The sequence below is a fragment of the Salinispora sp. H7-4 genome, from assembly GCF_013416675.1.
GTDB lineage: Bacteria > Actinomycetota > Actinomycetes > Mycobacteriales > Micromonosporaceae > Micromonospora > Micromonospora vitiensis.
The window spans coordinates 202816-218394 of sequence record NZ_JABZED010000002.1; the positions used below are offsets into that span (position 1 = coordinate 202816).

The following is a 15579-nucleotide window of genomic DNA, read 5'->3' on the forward strand; positions in this document are numbered from 1 at the left end:
CGAGACGAGAGGAAAAGGCGATGTCACGGTACGACTGGGGCGAATCGACCCCGGCCATCGACATGCTCAAGGACACCATCGAGCCGGCCCGGCAGAAGGTGCTTGGCCACCCGGTGTACGGGCAACTGGACAGTGTCGACGCGGTGGTCACCTTCATGGAATACCACGTCTACGCGGTCTGGGACTTCATGTCCCTACTCAAGTCGCTGCAACGGCAGCTCACCTGCGTCGAGGTGCCCTGGGTGCCGTCGGGGCAGCGCAACAGCAGCCGGCTGATCAACGACATCACCCTGGTGGAGGAGAGCGACGAGCTGGGCGACGGCTACATCAGCCACTTCGAGCTGTACGTGGACGGCATGCGCCAGGCCGGCGCCGACACCCGCGGGATCGACTCCTTCATCGGCCTGCTGCGCGCCGGCGTGCCGGTCTCCGAGGCGATCACCAAGGCCGGCGTCCCCGGCCCGGCGGCCGAGTTCATCGGCACCACCTGGCGGTTCATCGAGCACGCCCCGGTGCACTGCCAGGCCGCGGCGTTCGCGTTCGGCCGGGAGGACCTGATCCCGGAGATGTTCGACCAGGTCGCCGCGCTCGACGCCGGGGTCGGCGTGCTCTCCACCTTCGTCGACTACCTCCGGCGGCACATTCAGGTGGACAGCGAGGAGCACACGCCGATGGCGATGCAGATGCTCGCCGACCTGTGCGGGGACGACAAAGACCGGTGGGAGCAGTGCAAGGAAACCGTCAACACCGCCCTGGCCGCGCGGACCCAGCTGTGGGACGGCATCTCCGCGCAGCTCCGGCGGTCCGCCCATTGACCGAGGGGAACTTCGCTCCGGGCCGCCGCTGGTCGGCCCGGGGCGCCCCAGCAGGAGGTGAGCAGGATGCCGTGGACACGAGAGGCCGCTGCCCAGGCAGGCGCCGCGCGGGACGCGCGGATCACGCAGCGCACCCGCAACGAGGCGTGGAAGAAGCCACCGCGCCGGATCGAGAAATCCGAGTGCATCACGTGCGACACCTGCCTGCGCAACTGCCCGCCCGAATTCGGGGCGATCTTCGATCGGGGACTCGACGTCGTGATCATCCCCGAGCTCTGCTCCGGCTGCCCGGTGTGCGTACTGGTCTGCCCGGTCGACTGCATCTACCCCGATCCGCAGTGGACACCAACCGACGACCAGCTCTGGGATCACATCGGCCTGACCACGGAGGATGGGCATGACACTGCCAGTAGAGCCGGATAGCGGGCTGTCCCGCCGGGCTGCCCTGGCGAAGGCGCGGCAGAGCCGACGGCCGAGCCGACTCGGCCACAAGGCCGGCGCCACCGCCACACCCGACTATCCGGTCGGCAACGATGCCGGCTTCCCCGGCCTGCTGGACCGGGTCTGGCAGCAGGCGGCAGCCGCGCCGGACCCGGCGGTGGCGGTGGAGACGCTGCTGACCCTCGGCGGGCACGTGCCGGCCGAGATCCAACTACGGGCGCTGCACACCGCGGCGGAGTGCGCGGTCCGGGTGCTCTTCGGCCGATCGTGGCGCGGGGACGATCCGCGGGCCCGACCGGCAGACCCCGCCGGTACGGCCTTCCTCGGCGAGGTGGGGCTGACCAGGAGCGGCCGGATCGCCGTACGTGTTCCGTCTCAGGGACCGCTGACCAGCACCGACGACCTGGTCGGCGGGGTGCTGCGGGTGCCGTGGTCGACCCGGGACCTGGCCGCCTACCAGGCCGAGCTCACCGCCACCGCCGCCCGGCTACGCGACTCGGTCGCCGACGGTCGCCGTTGGCTCGCCGAGGCCGGGCCGGACGGCCGGGCGAAGCTGCTCGCGGAGCTGATCGAGGCGGTTCGCCGCACCGCTCCGGTGGTGTTCTACTGCGGTGACCGGCAGTACACCAACTTCCGCGACCGAAACACCCTGACCGGCAAGACGCTGTGGCCGGGACATCCGGACTGCGCACTGAGTGCGCTGGTCACCGTCCCACTCGACCTGTGGGCCGACGACGACGTGCTGCTGGTGGTGTCGCTCACGCTGCTGGTCCGGTCGGCGGGGTACGCCCGGATCGAGGAGGCGAACGGTACCCAGCTGACCCTCGACCACGTGGCCCACCTCCTGGAACGGACCCGGGTGGCGTACAACGAGATCCCCGGTGGTGATCCGGTTCCGCCGGCCGGCTCGGCCACGGTGACAGCGCTCGACGCGCTGGCGGTGGCGATCGCTCGCCGCCGTCGGGAGATCAGCACCCGGGTACAGCTATACCGGGACATCCACGGGCCCCTGATGCACAAGATCGAGCGGGTCGCCGGGCCCGACCCGGGGCGGGCCCGGCGCACGGAGGCGACGCTCAGCGCCCACCTGCGCGACCGGCTCCCCATCGCTGGCGAGACCCTGCGCGAGCTGGGTGCTGCGGTGGCGGCATCGCCGGGCTGGCTGGCCGAACCGCGGGGCGACTTCGGGACCGGGTTGGAGTCCCTGGTGTACGAAACCGTCGCCGCGGCGACCACGGTCTTCGACGCCGACTTCGCGATGAGCCGGGGGATGCGGTCGTTGACCAGGCTGGTCGCGGCGCTGCGGGACGAACGGTGGGGCACGATCGTCTCCTGGGACATCCCGCATTTCTTCTGCTGCGTGGTGCCGGCGCCAGCGGCCCGGCGGCACTTCGGGAACTCCGTCGCGCACCTGGCCGACGCCGCCTGGTCGATGGCCGCGCGCATGCAGTACAACTCGTGGCACTTCGTCGCCGGCAACCTGCCGCCCGTACCGGAGGTGGTGGACCGCGACTATTTCGCCCCGCCCACCATCCCGGACCTCGCGTACCACTCCGACCAACACCACCACGGTCACGTCGCCGCCCGGGTACGGTTCAGCATCCGCAGCCCGCAGCCGGTGGTGGTGCTGGGCCGCGCCTTCGCCGGCTTCGTCGACCTGCGGCTGCTGCGCTGCGCGGGGCGGCCCTTCGACGAGCAGGACCTGCTCGCCGCGCATCGGGCCTCGGACTTCATCGCCACCGCCACGACCCAGGCGGCCGCGCTGGTCGCCGCCGGCACCGCCCTCGAGATCGCCGCCTTCGACAGCCAGTGGCACTGGGCGAGTATCACCGGCCAGTAGCGCGGTGCGGTATCCGGTCGCGGCCCGTGTCCCGCACGGGCCGCGACCGGATACCGGGGAAGGTCAGGCCGACGCGGGTTGGGCGCTGGACCGGGTGTGGACGACCCGATAGGTGTTCCAGCTGGTGGTGGTCGTGAGGGAGTTCCGCTTCTCCAGCGACCTACGGCGGGCCGTGGGCTGGTCGGCGGCGGGTCGGGTGCGAAACGCGTCGAAGGCCTCCGGGCTGTCCCACTGGGAGTAGACCACCACGAAGTCCCGCTCCTCGCCGACGGCGGCCAGACCACTGCCACCGCCCTGGACGCCCCGGGCCCGAATGCCGCGGAGCAGGCTCTGCGAGCGATAGCCCGGTACGTCCACCAGCCACTGATGGGCCGCGCCCAGGGTGCCGATCAGCTCGTCCTGATCAGCGGGGGCCACGCCGAGGATCTCAATCACCGTGTAGTCGTCGCGGGCCGGTGAGATCTCGGTGACCGCACCGAGCGTGGGGTGGCGCTGACTCACCTCCACCTCGGTCTGCAGTAACCGGATGAAGGTGGCGATCTCGTGGAACACCGGAACCGTACGGTGCTTGAACTCGTCGCCGGCGTACCGCGACTCCAGATCCTGTTTGCCACGCCACTGAATGAAGTTGGCGGTCCCCGGCTCGGTCCGGCCCCGGTGCACGGTACTGGAGATCCAACCGGGGTAGTCCGCGGTGTCGACGATCGCCTTCATCTCGCCGACGAGTCGATCCACTCGCTCGGGGGTGTCGGTCTTGAACAGGTTGATGACGGTCAGGTAGCCGTTCTCGGGGTCGATGAAGGGCATACGTCGTCTCCTCGCTCCACTGGAACACGCGGCGGGTCTACGCCGCGCGGGATTTTCCGGGCTGGGCGGGCCGGTCAGGGCCGGCCACACCACCGGATGAGGGCCTCCGACAGGCCGGTGCTGTCCGCAGCTTTTTCGCCGAGCCAGGCGACGTAGCCGTCCGGTCGCACCAGTGCGGCGTCGACCTCCGCCAACGCACCGGTGGGCCGCGCGGTCGTGGTGACCACGTCCACCCGGTCCTTCCACGGCGCCGCTACCGCGCGCAGCTCGGCGTCGCCGGCCAGGTCGAAAAGGACGCTTCGGCCGCTGCGCAGGAAGCTGAAGGCCCGGGCCGTGCCGGCCGGCCCGAAGTCACCGGTGAGCTCGGTGTCGGGCAGCCGCCGACCGAGCAGCGAAGGGCCGTCCGCCCCGACGTCGTAGCGGATGTCCAGCCCGGTGACCATGCCGACCAGCAGCTGCTGGGCCTCCTCGTAGGCGAGCAGCTCGGTCATCACCGCCCGCATCGGGTCCAGTTCGTCGCCGCCCAGATACAGAATGCGCTGCGCGAGGGTGTTGGTCAGGATCCGGGCGGCGACCGGGTGCCGCTCGGTGTGGTAGGTGTCCAGTAAACCGTCCGGAACATGACCATTGATCGCTGCGCCGAGCTTCCAGCCAAGGTTGACAGCGTCGCCGATGCCCGCGCTCATCCCCTGCGCACCGACCGGCAGGTGGATGTGCGCCGCATCGCCGAGCAGAAACACCCGGCCACGCCGGTACTCCGCGGCCTGCCGGCTGGCGTCGGTGGTCCAACTGGTCCACAGCGGCTTCCCGCCGCTGATGTCCTCACCGGTCAACCGATTCCAGGCGGCGGCGATCATCTCGAAGCTCGGCGCCCCCTCGCCACGCCGGGTCACGCCGCGTTCGTATACCACCACCCGGTTGACCTCCGGGCCCAGCGGCAGCACCATGACCATCCCGCCGGGTACCCGCTCCCCGGAAAATCGGGGTCGCAGCGCACAGCCGGCCACGTCGGCGAACCACATCTCGATGGTCGCGTCGGTGCCGGGGAAGTCCACTCCGACCAACTTCCGTACGGTGCTGCGGCCGCCGTCGCAGCCGGCCACGTACCGGGCCCGCAGACGCGTGGAGCCCGTCGGGGTGTCGACGTCCAACTCGACGCCCCCGTCGATCTCCCGCAGCCCGGTCACCTCGTGGCCCCGGCGGAGTTCGGCGCCCTGTTCGGTGGCCCAGCCGGTCAGGATCCCCTCGGTGAGCGACTGCGGCTTGCCCCGGGCCCCGTACGAGCCACCGGGCACCACCTGAAAGTTCAGCGGCAGCCCACCGAAGTGGCCGAAGGGGATGGTCTGTAGCTCACCGAAGCGGGGCAGGAGCCCGCGCTGGTCGAACTCCTCGATTGTCCGGGCCGAGAAGCCGAGCGCGCGCGACTGCTTCGTCGGCTCGGTGAGCCGGTCCAGGACGAGCGCCTCGACCCCGGCGAGGCGCAGTTCGCCGGCGAGCATGAGCCCGGTGGGGCCGGCCCCAACAATGATGACATCTGCGTCAAAGTCTGGCATTTTCCTTCCTACCTTCCACCCACAGCAGCTTTTCGATTGCCTGTTCCAGGCCCTCCTCGTCGTCGCCCGCCCAGGCGATGTAGCCGTCCGGGCGCAGGAGGAGGGCGGCGGCGTCCAGGGGAGGACCACCGTCACAACGGGCACGCACGGTCCGCACCGTGCTGAGGTGCGGACCGCCCGCGCCGGATCTGAGCCGGACAATGACGGGTTCGGTGCCAGCCAACGGAAGCGGCCCCGAATCGGTGCGCAACCGTAGCGTCGTAGCCCGCCGCCCGATCGGCGCCGGGCCAGGTGGGCCCGACCGGTCCCCCAGGTTGGCGGCGGTCTCGGCCAAGTGATCACGGACCGGCCGCAGGCCGACGAGCTCCGCCAGGATCGTCCGCAGCGGCTCGACCTCCGTTCCGCCCAGCAGCAGCGTCTCCTGCGCGGTAACGTGATCCAGCACCCGCGCCGCGACCGGGTGCCGCTCGTCGTGGTAGCTGTCCAGAAGCCCGGGTGCGGCCCAGCCGTGCACCGTCGCCGCCAGCTTCCAGCCCAGGTTCACCGCGTCCTGTAGTCCGACGTTGAGCGCCTGGCCACCGATCGGAAGGTGCCAGTGGGCGGCGTCCCCGGCCAGCAACACCCGACCCCGTCGATACGCACCGACCTGCCCCCGGGAGTTGTCGAAGGCATCCAGCCAGACCGGCGTCCCACCGGAGAGGTCCTCGCCGGTCACCGCCGCCCACGCCCGGACGACCGCACCGAACTCCGGCCGCCCCACCCGGGCGGGCACCGGCTGGCCGGCCACCTGCACCATCACCCGGGTGACACCGGCTCGGGTCGCCGCCACCGCGAGCCCGCCGGGCCACCGCTCGAACCTACGGTCGCGGATCCGGAGCCCGGTCAGGTCCGCCCGCAACAGCTCCCTCGTCGCCGCCGCAGCCGACACCGGGAAGTCCCACAGCCGGCGCACGGTGCTGTCCGACCCGTCACAGCCGACCACGAAACGCGCATCGAGGCGCTGCCGACCCGCGGGCCCCCGGAGCTGGCAGACCACGTGGTCCGACCCGGCGGTGAGCCCGGTCAGTTCGTGCCCCCGCAGCACCGTCGCGCCCCAACGCCGGGCGTACTCGCCCAGCACCGCCTCGGTCCGGTACTGGGGCACCTTCCAGTTACCCGGGTAGGAACTGTCCAATCCGGACAGCTCGAACCCCAGGCCGGCGAAGTGGGCCCGCGACTCGTGCCCGGCCTCGGCGAGCAGTGCATCAAGGCCCCGTTCGTGCAGCAGTTCGGCGGTGAGCGTGGAGAGCTGACTCGCCCGTGACTCGGTCATCGCCTCGGCCAGCCGCTCCACGACGACGACCGGCACCCCGGCCCGACCCAGCTCGCCGGCGAGCAGGAGCCCGACCGGGCCGGCACCGACGATGACAACCGGGGCGACCGTCACGGCACTACCCGTCCCCCACCAGTGCCCTCGGCGTACGCCTTCGCGGCCCGTAGGGTCGTCAGACTGTTGGCACTGAGGGCATTTCGGACGAACTCCCGCGCGGCCGGCAGGTCGGCCTCCGGCCCCAGGACCTCGGCGATCCGCGCGGTATTGATCCGCACGGTGTGCCGGGAGGTGACCAGCACCCGCCCCGGGCCCTGCTCCTCGATCAACCAGCGACCGAGGTGCAACGTCAGCAGGGCGGGTGGGACGATCTGCTTGTAGACGATGCCGCGGTGCGGCTCGCAGACCCGGACCGAGCGCGTCGTGTGCACCGGCCCGTCCTTGGTTCGGGTGTCCATCTCCAATACCTGAAGCCCCGGTGTCTCCTCCCCCAACACCACCCGAGCGACGTGCGGGAGCCGCAGTGGCCAACGCCGGGCGTCGTTGAGAAAGTCGTAGACCTCCGCGGCACCGCCGGCGACCGGCACGGTGTCATCGAAGGAGAAGCGCTGGTCGGCGGCGAGTTCGGCAGCCGCCTTGAGCGCCGCCAGCTCCGACGTGCTGTTACGGTCCACCGCTCGCCGGATCCAGGCCAGATCGGCGGGATCCTCGCTGGCCGCGAAGAAATCGTGCCGCAGCCGTACCCGGCAGGCGGCGGCGGAGATCGGCTCGACCACCCACGCCCCGCCCATGCCGCCGACCGGGGGCTGCGAGCGCTCCTGCCGGAAGGAGACAGTCCACCGCTCCCGGTCGTGCCGCCGCCGCGAGGTCCACGTCTTGGCGGCGCCGTTGGCGGTCGCCCAGATCCGGATCAGCTCGGCCTCGCCGTCACGTTCGAGACACTCGGCGTGGACCGTCGGTGGGAACACCTCCGGCCACCGGCCGACCTCCTCGATCAACGCATACACCCGCTCGGCAGGCGCGTCGACGACGACCTGATGCTCCGTCTCGTGCACCGTATCGGTGGTCACGTTCACCCCTCCCCTGGGTACGGCTGGCTGTCTAGTGGGCGTGCGCGAGGCGGTCCGGGTCCGGGGGCCCACCGGTGGGTCGAGCCGCACCGAACCAACGCCGAAGGGCGTCAACCAGTTCGCCCCCGCCCGGCGCGACCCAGGCGAGGTAGCCGTCCGGGCGGACCAGCACCGATTCCGGGGGCGGGCCGTCCCCGCCCAGGCCGGCGGGCATACTTCGCACCCGTACCAGGTCGACCCGGTCGGACCAGGCGGCGGCCGACCACTCCGTCGCCGCGGGGTCCGCAGTGGTGATCAGGACACCCCGCGCCGACTGCAGCAGCCGGGCGATCCGGTCCCGGCCGCCCCCGACCAGCTCCAGTTCGCGGTCCGGAATCCGCACGCCGACCAGCGGTGCGGCCTCCGGGTCCGGGTCGTGTCTGATATCGAGTCCACTCACCATGCCGGAGAGGTGCCGCGCCACCACCGGGAGCGCGATGAGCTCGGCCACCACGGCGCGCAGTGGCTCGACCGAGTTCCCGCTGAGGTTGAGAATGCCCTGGGCACGGGTATTGCGCAGGACCCGGGCCCCCACCGGGTGCCGCTCCCGGTGATAGGTGTCGAGCAGTTCGGCATCCGCTGTGCCCCGGACCGTGGCCGCCAGCTTCCAACCGAGGTTGACCGCGTCCTGCACACCGATGCTCATGCCCTGCCCACCGGCGGGCAGGTGAATGTGGGCGGCGTCCCCGGCCAGCAGTACCCGCCCCCGCCGGTACTCGGTCACCTGGCGGGTGGCGTCGGTGAACCGGCTCACCCAGCGCGCCGTACCATGCTGGATGGACTCGCCGGTCAGCCGCTGCCAGGCGGCCGCCACGTCGGCGAAGGTGACCTGCCGGTCCCGATCTGGTGGGGTGCCGGTTTCGCAGACGATGATGCGGGAGTAGCCCTCGCCGAGCGCCCCCGCCATGACCATGCCGTTCGGCAGCAGCTCGCCGATCATGCGCGGCCGGATGTCACAGCCGGTCACATCCGCCAGGTACATCTCGCAGGTCGCGTCCCGGCCGGGAAAGTCAAAACCGGAGAGCTTGCGTACGGTGCTCCGGCCGCCGTCGCAACCCACCAGGTAGTGGGCCGAGTATTCGATCCGGCCGTCCGGTCCCCGTACGGTCGCCGTGACGCGGTCGCCGGTATCGCTCAGCTCGATCAGCTCCTGCCCCCGGCACAGGGTCACCCCGAGCTCCAACGCCCGGTTCTCCAGCATCTCCTCGACGGTGAACTGCGGCGCGCCGCGCACTCCGAAGTGCGAGTCCTCCAGCACCCCGAAGTCAAGCGGAATGCCACCGAAGTGCCCCTGTCGGGTGATCTCGGCGTTCTCCAGCCGCTCCAGCAGGCCTCGCTGCGCGAAGACCTCTGCCGCGCGCGCCGTGAAGCCGATGCCGCGGGACTCCCAGCTCCGCTCGCTACGCCGTTCGACAACGGTGACGCTCACGCCGCCCAGCCGGAGCTCGGCCGCGAGCATCAGTCCGGTGGGTCCGGCGCCGATGACGATTACGTCCGTATCCATCTGTCGACCTCAGCTCCTCGGTGGCGGCGGTGGGAGCGGCGGTACGGCGAGTCTCATACCGGAACCGCCTCGATGATCGAGACCGGCGAGGCGGTCGGGATGACCCGGGTAACCTTCAGGCCGGCCTCGGCGAACAGCTCGGTGTACTGCGGCCGGGTGCGCTCCTTGGCGCCGAGCAGCAGCAGCAGCCACAGATCTATGATCTTGCCAATGTGGGGCTCGTTCTGCTCCTCGAGCACATACTCGATCACGAGCATGGTCCCGCCCGGGGCAATCGCCTCCCGCACGTTGTGCAGTAGCTGCCGGCAGGCGGGCTCCGGGAAGTCGTGCAGGACGTGCTTGAGTACGTAGGCGTCGGCACCGGCCGGCAGCGGGTCGAACTGGCCGCCGTGCTCGATCGTCACCCGATCACCGACGCCGGCCGAGGCGAAGACCGCCGGCGCGTCCGCGGTGGCGACCTCGTTGTCGAACAGGATGCCGTTGGCGCCCCCGGTCTGGGCGAGGATTCCGGCCAGCAGCGTGCCGCGCCCGCCGACGACATCCACCACGGTGCGGAACCGCGAGAAGTCGTACGCGGCGAGCACCGGGGTGGTCTCCGCGCCGGAGAGGCTTCCCATGCCCTGGAAGAACTCGGCCGCGTACGCCGGGTTCGCCATCAGGAATTCAAAGGCGCCCATGCCCCGCAGTTTCGGTAGGTTGGCCGCACCGGTGCGCACCGACTCGATCAGGTGCCCCCACTCCTCCCAGAGCAGCGGATGCCCCATGAGCATCGCGATGCCGCGCATGGAGTCCGGCGCATCATCGCGCAGCGCCTCGCCCATCGGGGTGAGCGCGAAGCAGCCATCCGGTCGCAGCGCGAACACCGAGCAGCCGGAGAGCGTACGCAGCAGCCGGTAGGTCGCCTCCGGATCGGAGTCGACGCGTTTGGCGATCTCCTCCGCCGGCAACGGGCCGGCGGCGAGAACGTCGGCGACGCCGAGCGTGGCCGCGGCCGAGATCGCCTGAGTGATCACCGAGCCCTGAATCAGGTCAAGTAACTGGTAGGCAGCGGAATTGTCCCGCACCACGGGAGCAGCAGGAAATGCCGACATAATCCTTTTCCTCCGAGGCAATAGTGAGATGCCAGACGATAGGCCGGGCCGTTTTCTGGTGGCAAGCCCAACCAGGTCGTTCAACTGACGAGTCGACGCGGTTGGAACAGCGCTTTCCACCGAGACTCGAGCGATATTTCGCCACTCGTTGACACACTGCCGCGACACCGTATTCGGGAAAGGCAGCCCCATGGCAGAGCACGAACAGCGAGTAGCGCTGATCACCGGTGGAACCAGTGGAATCGGCTTGGCGGTCGCGGAGACGCTCGCCCGCCGCGGCCTCAGGGTCTTCCTCTGTGCACGAACTCCGGCGGCGGTCGAGGAGACCGTCGGCAAGCTGCGGGCCGACGGTCACCAGGCCGCCGGCATCGGCGCGGATGTCCGGCGCCAGTCCGACGTCGAGCGCCTCGTGGGCGCTGCCGTGGCGCAGTACGGACACGTTGATGTTCTGGTGAACAACGCCGGGCGCAGCGGCGGCGGGGTGACCGCCAACATCGAGGACGAGCTCTGGAACGACGTCATCGAGACCAACCTGAACAGCGTCTTCCGGGTCACCCGCGAGGTACTCCGGTCGGGACAGCTGCTGGAGCGCGGCTGGGGCCGGATCATCAGCATCGCGTCCACCGGGGGTAAACAGGGGGTGGTGCTCGGTGCGCCCTACTCCGCGTCCAAGCACGGCGTGATCGGCTTCACCAAGGCACTGGGGCTGGAGCTCGCCAAGACCGGGGTGACGGTCAACGCCGTCTGCCCCGGCTACGTCGAGACGCCGATGGCGCAGCGGGTACGGCAGGGGTACGCCGCACACTTCGCGACGACCGAGGCGGAGATCCTGGAGCGATTCCAGGCGAAGATCCCGTTGGGCCGCTACTCCACCCCCGAGGAGGTCGCCGGCCTCGTCGGCTACCTGGTCAGCGATGCGGCCGCTCCGGTCACCGCGCAGGCGATCAATGTCTGTGGTGGCCTCGGAAACTACTGATCTCGCAGCTGAGGGCGGTGACACGACAATGTACAGCACCCTGATCGTAGGTCGAATGCGTCCGCAGTTGTCGGCGGAGGTGGCCCAGCTCTTCGGCGCGTTCGACGGAACCGAGATGCCGCACCGCATGGGCACCCGACGCCGAGAGCTGTTCCATTACCGAGGGCTCTACTTTCACCTGCAGGATTTCGACGGCGAGAACGGCGGCGAGCGGATCGCCCAGGCCCGCACCGACCCCCGCTTTCTGCAGATCAGCGACGATCTGAGGCCCTTCATCCAGCCCTACGACCCCGCGACCTGGCGTTCCCCCACGGACGCCCTGGCCACCCGGTTCTATCACTGGGCCGCCAGCGGCTGAAAGGAGGCCGGTGATGTCGGACGAGGTCCGCACCCCCGTAGATTTCTGGTTCGACCCAACCTGCCCCTGGGCCTGGATCACCTCCCGGTGGCTGCTCGAGGTCGCCCGGCAGCGGCCGATCACGCCATGCTGGCACGTCATGAGCCTGGCGCTGCTCAACGAAGGACGCGACGACCTGCCAGCGCGCTACCGGAGCGGGATGCAGGGCGCGTTGGAGGCGGTGCGGGTCTGCGTCGCCGCCGAGCAGAAATACGGTGCCCCTGCGTTGGGCCGGCTGTACACCGAGCTGGGCACTCGGTTCCACCTCGAGAACGCCCCCCGGCAGCGCTCCACCTATGCGGCGGCGCTGGTCGCCGCGAACCTGGATCCCGGGCTGGCCACAGCAGCGAACTCCACTGAGTACGACGGGGCGCTCCGCGCCGGTCACGACGACGGTGTCGGCCGGGTCGGCGCGGATGTCGGCACGCCGGTGATCGCGGTGCGGGACGCGGCCTTCTTCGGTCCGGTGGTGTCGCCGGCACCACGGGGCGCCGCCGCACTCCGGCTCTGGGACGGCCTGCTGGCGCTGGCCACGACCGAGGGGTTCTTCGAACTCAAGCGCAGTCGTACCCAGGGGCCGGTCGTCGGTTGACCGCAACCACGGCGGGCGCCGGCACCGCGACGGGTGCCGGCGGCCCGGCCGGAGCGCCGCCCCCGCCGTCGGTCACGGCCGCGGCGCCGTCCAGGTCGACCGGAGGAACGCCTCCAAGCTGACCAGGTCCGGCCGAAGCCGGCGCAACGCCGGCAGGTCAGCGCGGTACCCCCCGTCATTGAAGAAGTCGAACATGGCCGCCAGATCCGGACGGGCGGCGCGAAGCTGACCGATCGGCAACTGCTCGTAGCGCGCCGGCAGGCCAGCGACCCGCCCAAAGGCCGCCGCCATCTCGGGTCCGGTGAGTTCGTCCCCGGCGAGCTCCACCTGCCGCCCCAGCCAGCTGTCCGGGTCGTCGAAGGCGTCCGCCGCGAAGACACCGATGTCGCTGGTCGCGATCAGCTGCAACGGCACCTCGGGATGCAGCCACAGACCGAGGACCAGCCCCCCGTCGGCCAACCGCGGACCGGTGTCGTGAAAGACCTCGTGAAACATGGTGGGCCGCAGTACCGTAGCCGGGATGCCCAACTGCTGGATGTGCTGCTCGACCTGCCACTTGCTCGCGAAGTGGTCGACGCCGTTGGCCCGCTCCGCGCCCCCGACGGAGCTGTAGACCAGGTGCTCCACGCCGGTGCGGGCCGCGGCGTCGGCGACCGCCTTACCCTGCCGTTCCTCGGTGACCACACCGCCCGGGGTCCGGAACGTCTGAACGCTGAACACCCCGTACCGACCGGTCATCGCCGCTGCCAACGACGCCTCGTCGTCGAGATCTCCAGGGACCAGCACGGCGCCCGCGGCGGCCAGGGCCCGGGCCGCGGGCTTGCCCGGATCCCGGACCAGGACGTGCACCGTCCACCCTCGGCGCAGTAGTTCGCGGGCCGTCGCCCCACCCTGCCGGCCGGTACCGCCCAGCACCAGAATCGCCGCATCTGTCGGCACGTTTACTCCTTCGTGCAGCGCGCACACCCGCAGTGTCCGCGAGGAAATTCGGTCACCGGGGGCGGTGCCCGTGAGGAGGTGTGGTCACCAGGGCACGACGCCGTCCGCGGAGAGGCAATAGCCGGAGGGCCCCGCCTCGTCCAGCAACGCCAGCCGGACCGCGATCGCCGCGCCTTCCGCGGGAGTCCGGTTTCCCCGGTGGCCGTTGAGGTCCGTGGCCACCATTCCAGGGCTCGCCGCGTTCACCTTGATCGGTGTGTCACGCAGTTCCTTGGCGTACCCGACGGTGATCGCGTTCAGGGCGGTCTTGGAGGACTGGTACGCCAACAGGTTCACCCTGGCCAGCGGCGAGTCCGACTGCGAATTCAGCGTCAGGGAGCCCAGGTGGCTGGAGACGTTGACCACCCGCCCGGCCACCGCCCGACGCAGCAACGGAAGCACGGCGTTGGTCACCGACACCACCCCGAAGAGGTTGGTCTCGTACACCCGGCGGAGGTCATCGGCACGCACCGTGCTGGGCGCACCGGTGGCAGCACCAGCGATGCCGGCGTTGTTGACCAGGATGTCCAGGCGGCCATAACGCTGCTCGACCTCCGCCGCAGCCGCCGAAATCGAGGCCGGATCCGTCACGTCCAGGCGCACCGGAACCGCCCTGATGCCCTGGGCCACCAGGGAGTCCACCGCCTGCTTGCCCCGGGTCCCGTCCCGGGACCCGACGAGCACGATGTGCCCTCGCTCCCCCAACTGGCGCGCGATCTCGTACCCGATTCCCTTGTTCGCGCCCGTGATCAGCGCGATCTTCTCGACCGGCACGTCCGCAATTCCTTTCCGTAGCCCTGTCGCGTCCATACTGAACGGCCAAGCGAAACCCGGCATCTCTGAAATTGCCACGCCACAGCGCGGGGTTCAACCGAACCGAAATCCGCAGTCGAACAATCACCCCGAGCCTCCATCAATATTGAAACGAGGAGCGTCGGCGGATATTTTGGCCTCGCAATTATCCGGCCGCGAGGCGGAAAGGTCCGGGAAATGGAAACCGATGTGATCGTGGTGGGTGCGGGACCGGTCGGCCTGATGCTCGCCGTTGAACTGCACCTCGGCGGCGCGCGGGTACGGGTCTACGACCGCCTCGCCGCAGCCACCGGCGAGTCCCGTGCTCTCGGCTTCAACCGGCGTGCCGCCGAATCGCTGGACCAGCGCGGCCTGCTCGTACGGTTGGCGGGCCTCCGCTGGGGCCCGATGGGACACTTCGGCGGCGTACGCATCGACCTCAGCCGGCTCGACGACGACCACAGTGGCATCCTGGGCCTGCCGCAGGCCCGCACCGAGCAGATGCTCACGGACTGGCTGGCCGAACAGGGCGTTCCGGTGCTCCGGCGGCACGAGCTCACCGGCGTGCGGGAAGCGGGCAACGGCGTCGTCGCCGCCTTCGACGAGCCCGGCGGAGGCACCGAGGTGCGGGCCCACTACCTGGTCGGCTGTGATGGCGCCCGGAGCACCGTCCGGGCGCTGGCCGGGATCAAGGCATCCGGCCCCGCCGCCACCCGGGGCATGTACACCGCCGAGGTCACCGGAGTCGAGTTGCGCCCTCGTCCGATCGGCGAACGGCGGCCCGGCGGCAGCATGGTGGTGTGCACGCCGGTGGGAGAGGATCGCTACCGCATCGTGATCCACGACCGGGGACTACCGCCGAACCCGGATCCGGACGCACTGACGTTTGCCGAGGTCGCCGACGCGTGGCAACGTCTCACCGGCGAGTCCCTGCACCACGGATCGGCACCGTGGCTGTGGGCCTGCGGCAACGCGGCCGCGGTGGCCGAGGAGTACCGGCGCGGCCGGATCTTCCTGGCCGGCGACGCCGCACACGAGATGCCGCCGCTGGCGGCGTGGGGTCTCAGCGCCGGCCTGCAGGACGCGGTGAACCTGGGCTGGAAGCTGGCGGCGGCGGTGCACGGTTGGGCGCCACCGGACCTGCTCGACACCTACCACACCGAACGCCACCCGATCGGACGGCAGCTGATCGCCGACGCACAGGCCGCCTCGTCGCTGTACCTCGGGGACGAGGCGGTGGAACCGATCCGCAGCGTGCTGGCGGAGTTGGTCACCTACCCCGACGCGGCCGAGCACCTCGCCGGGCGGGGTAGTGGGCTCGGCATCCACTACGACCTCGGCCCGGGCGAGCACCCCCTCCTCGGCAGACGCATGC

Annotated in this window: 15 protein-coding genes; 7 read left to right on the forward strand and 8 right to left on the reverse strand. The window is 70.5% G+C overall.

From position 1 onward, the window contains the following. Positions 1-20 precede the first annotated feature (20 nt). From H0524_RS01025 to H0524_RS01035, 3 genes are all read left to right on the forward strand, one after another. Positions 21-815: a DUF3050 domain-containing protein gene (locus tag H0524_RS01025; protein WP_180196967.1), complete on the forward strand. Its 795-nt coding sequence runs from the start codon at positions 21-23 to the stop codon at positions 813-815. 66 nt (positions 816-881) lie between these two features. Further along, positions 882-1238 carry a 4Fe-4S dicluster-binding protein gene (locus H0524_RS01030; protein ID WP_018725060.1) on the forward strand — a complete coding sequence of 119 codons (357 nt, stop codon included), beginning with the start codon at positions 882-884 and terminating at the stop codon, positions 1236-1238. Further along, positions 1213-3096 carry a hypothetical protein gene (locus H0524_RS01035; RefSeq protein ID WP_180196968.1) on the forward strand — a complete coding sequence of 628 codons (1884 nt, stop codon included), beginning with the start codon at positions 1213-1215 and terminating at the stop codon, positions 3094-3096. Before H0524_RS01030 ends, H0524_RS01035 begins: the two co-directional genes overlap by 26 nt. 63 nt (positions 3097-3159) lie before the next feature. Here H0524_RS01035 and H0524_RS01040 read toward each other — a convergent pair whose 3' ends face one another. The 6 genes from H0524_RS01040 to H0524_RS01065 all read right to left on the reverse strand — a co-directional run bounded on the left by H0524_RS01040 (position 3160) and on the right by H0524_RS01065 (position 10445). After that, a complete protein-coding gene (locus H0524_RS01040) occupies positions 3160-3903 on the reverse strand; it encodes an antibiotic biosynthesis monooxygenase (RefSeq protein ID WP_180196969.1) in 744 nt (247 codons plus the stop codon). 74 nt (positions 3904-3977) lie between these two features. After that, positions 3978-5456 (reverse strand): FAD-dependent monooxygenase, encoded by a 1479-nt coding sequence (locus tag H0524_RS01045; protein ID WP_180196970.1) that lies wholly within the window; start codon positions 5454-5456, stop codon positions 3978-3980. Beyond that, complete coding sequence (locus H0524_RS01050; protein ID WP_180196971.1) at positions 5443-6882, reverse strand: FAD-dependent monooxygenase; 1440 nt, start codon at positions 6880-6882, stop codon at positions 5443-5445. Before H0524_RS01050 ends, H0524_RS01045 begins: the two co-directional genes overlap by 14 nt. Beyond that, complete coding sequence (locus tag H0524_RS01055; protein WP_018725065.1) at positions 6879-7841, reverse strand: aromatase/cyclase; 963 nt, start codon at positions 7839-7841, stop codon at positions 6879-6881. The genes H0524_RS01050 and H0524_RS01055 overlap by 4 nt, the downstream gene beginning before the upstream one ends. A 25-nt stretch (positions 7842-7866) precedes the next feature. Beyond that, positions 7867-9378 carry an FAD-dependent monooxygenase gene (locus H0524_RS01060; protein WP_180196972.1) on the reverse strand — a complete coding sequence of 504 codons (1512 nt, stop codon included), beginning with the start codon at positions 9376-9378 and terminating at the stop codon, positions 7867-7869. Between the two features lie 53 nt (positions 9379-9431). Next, the gene (locus H0524_RS01065) at positions 9432-10445 is read right to left on the reverse strand and encodes a methyltransferase (protein ID WP_180197122.1); all 1014 of its coding nucleotides are present in this window, start codon (positions 10443-10445) and stop codon (positions 9432-9434) included. A 214-nt stretch (positions 10446-10659) separates the two neighbouring features. Between H0524_RS01065 and fabG the strand changes: the two genes are divergently transcribed. From fabG to H0524_RS01080, 3 genes are read left to right on the forward strand one after another with little or no spacing between them, the layout of a single operon-like run. After that, positions 10660-11445: a 3-oxoacyl-ACP reductase FabG gene (fabG, locus tag H0524_RS01070; RefSeq protein WP_180196973.1), complete on the forward strand. Its 786-nt coding sequence runs from the start codon at positions 10660-10662 to the stop codon at positions 11443-11445. A 28-nt stretch (positions 11446-11473) separates the two neighbouring features. Then, a complete protein-coding gene (locus H0524_RS01075; protein WP_180196974.1) occupies positions 11474-11803 on the forward strand; it encodes a TcmI family type II polyketide cyclase in 330 nt (109 codons plus the stop codon). Positions 11804-11816: 13 nt separating this feature from the next. Beyond that, positions 11817-12434, forward strand: coding sequence for a disulfide bond formation protein DsbA (locus H0524_RS01080; protein ID WP_180196975.1), 618 nt, complete (start codon positions 11817-11819; stop codon positions 12432-12434). A 72-nt stretch (positions 12435-12506) separates the two neighbouring features. On the opposite strand, the gene H0524_RS01085 is transcribed toward H0524_RS01080, so the two are convergent. Together H0524_RS01085 and H0524_RS01090 are read right to left on the reverse strand one after the other, a co-directional pair. Then, complete coding sequence (locus tag H0524_RS01085) at positions 12507-13373, reverse strand: NmrA/HSCARG family protein (RefSeq protein ID WP_026322259.1); 867 nt, start codon at positions 13371-13373, stop codon at positions 12507-12509. Between the two features lie 84 nt (positions 13374-13457). After that, a complete protein-coding gene (locus H0524_RS01090) occupies positions 13458-14186 on the reverse strand; it encodes an SDR family oxidoreductase (protein WP_180196976.1) in 729 nt (242 codons plus the stop codon). A gap of 216 nt (positions 14187-14402) precedes the next feature. Here H0524_RS01090 and H0524_RS01095 point away from each other — a divergent pair. Continuing rightward, the coding region (locus tag H0524_RS01095; RefSeq protein WP_180196977.1) for an FAD-dependent monooxygenase at positions 14403-15579 on the forward strand (1177 nt) is incomplete at its 3' end.

What these genes read in the sequence shown, in the direction of transcription:
- H0524_RS01080 (WP_180196975.1), top strand. Translation starts at nt 11,817, where the DNA reads ATGTCGGACGAGGTCCGCACCCCCGTAGATTTCTGGTTCGACCCAACC.
- H0524_RS01025 (WP_180196967.1), top strand. Translation starts at nt 21, where the DNA reads ATGTCACGGTACGACTGGGGCGAATCGACCCCGGCCATCGACATGCTC.
- H0524_RS01040 (WP_180196969.1), bottom strand. Translation starts at nt 3,903, where the DNA reads ATGCCCTTCATCGACCCCGAGAACGGCTACCTGACCGTCATCAACCTG.
- fabG (WP_180196973.1), top strand. Translation starts at nt 10,660, where the DNA reads ATGGCAGAGCACGAACAGCGAGTAGCGCTGATCACCGGTGGAACCAGT.
- H0524_RS01030 (WP_018725060.1), top strand. Translation starts at nt 882, where the DNA reads ATGCCGTGGACACGAGAGGCCGCTGCCCAGGCAGGCGCCGCGCGGGAC.
- H0524_RS01060 (WP_180196972.1), bottom strand. Translation starts at nt 9,378, where the DNA reads ATGGATACGGACGTAATCGTCATCGGCGCCGGACCCACCGGACTGATG.
- H0524_RS01075 (WP_180196974.1), top strand. Translation starts at nt 11,474, where the DNA reads ATGTACAGCACCCTGATCGTAGGTCGAATGCGTCCGCAGTTGTCGGCG.
- H0524_RS01035 (WP_180196968.1), top strand. Translation starts at nt 1,213, where the DNA reads ATGACACTGCCAGTAGAGCCGGATAGCGGGCTGTCCCGCCGGGCTGCC.
- H0524_RS01045 (WP_180196970.1), bottom strand. Translation starts at nt 5,456, where the DNA reads ATGCCAGACTTTGACGCAGATGTCATCATTGTTGGGGCCGGCCCCACC.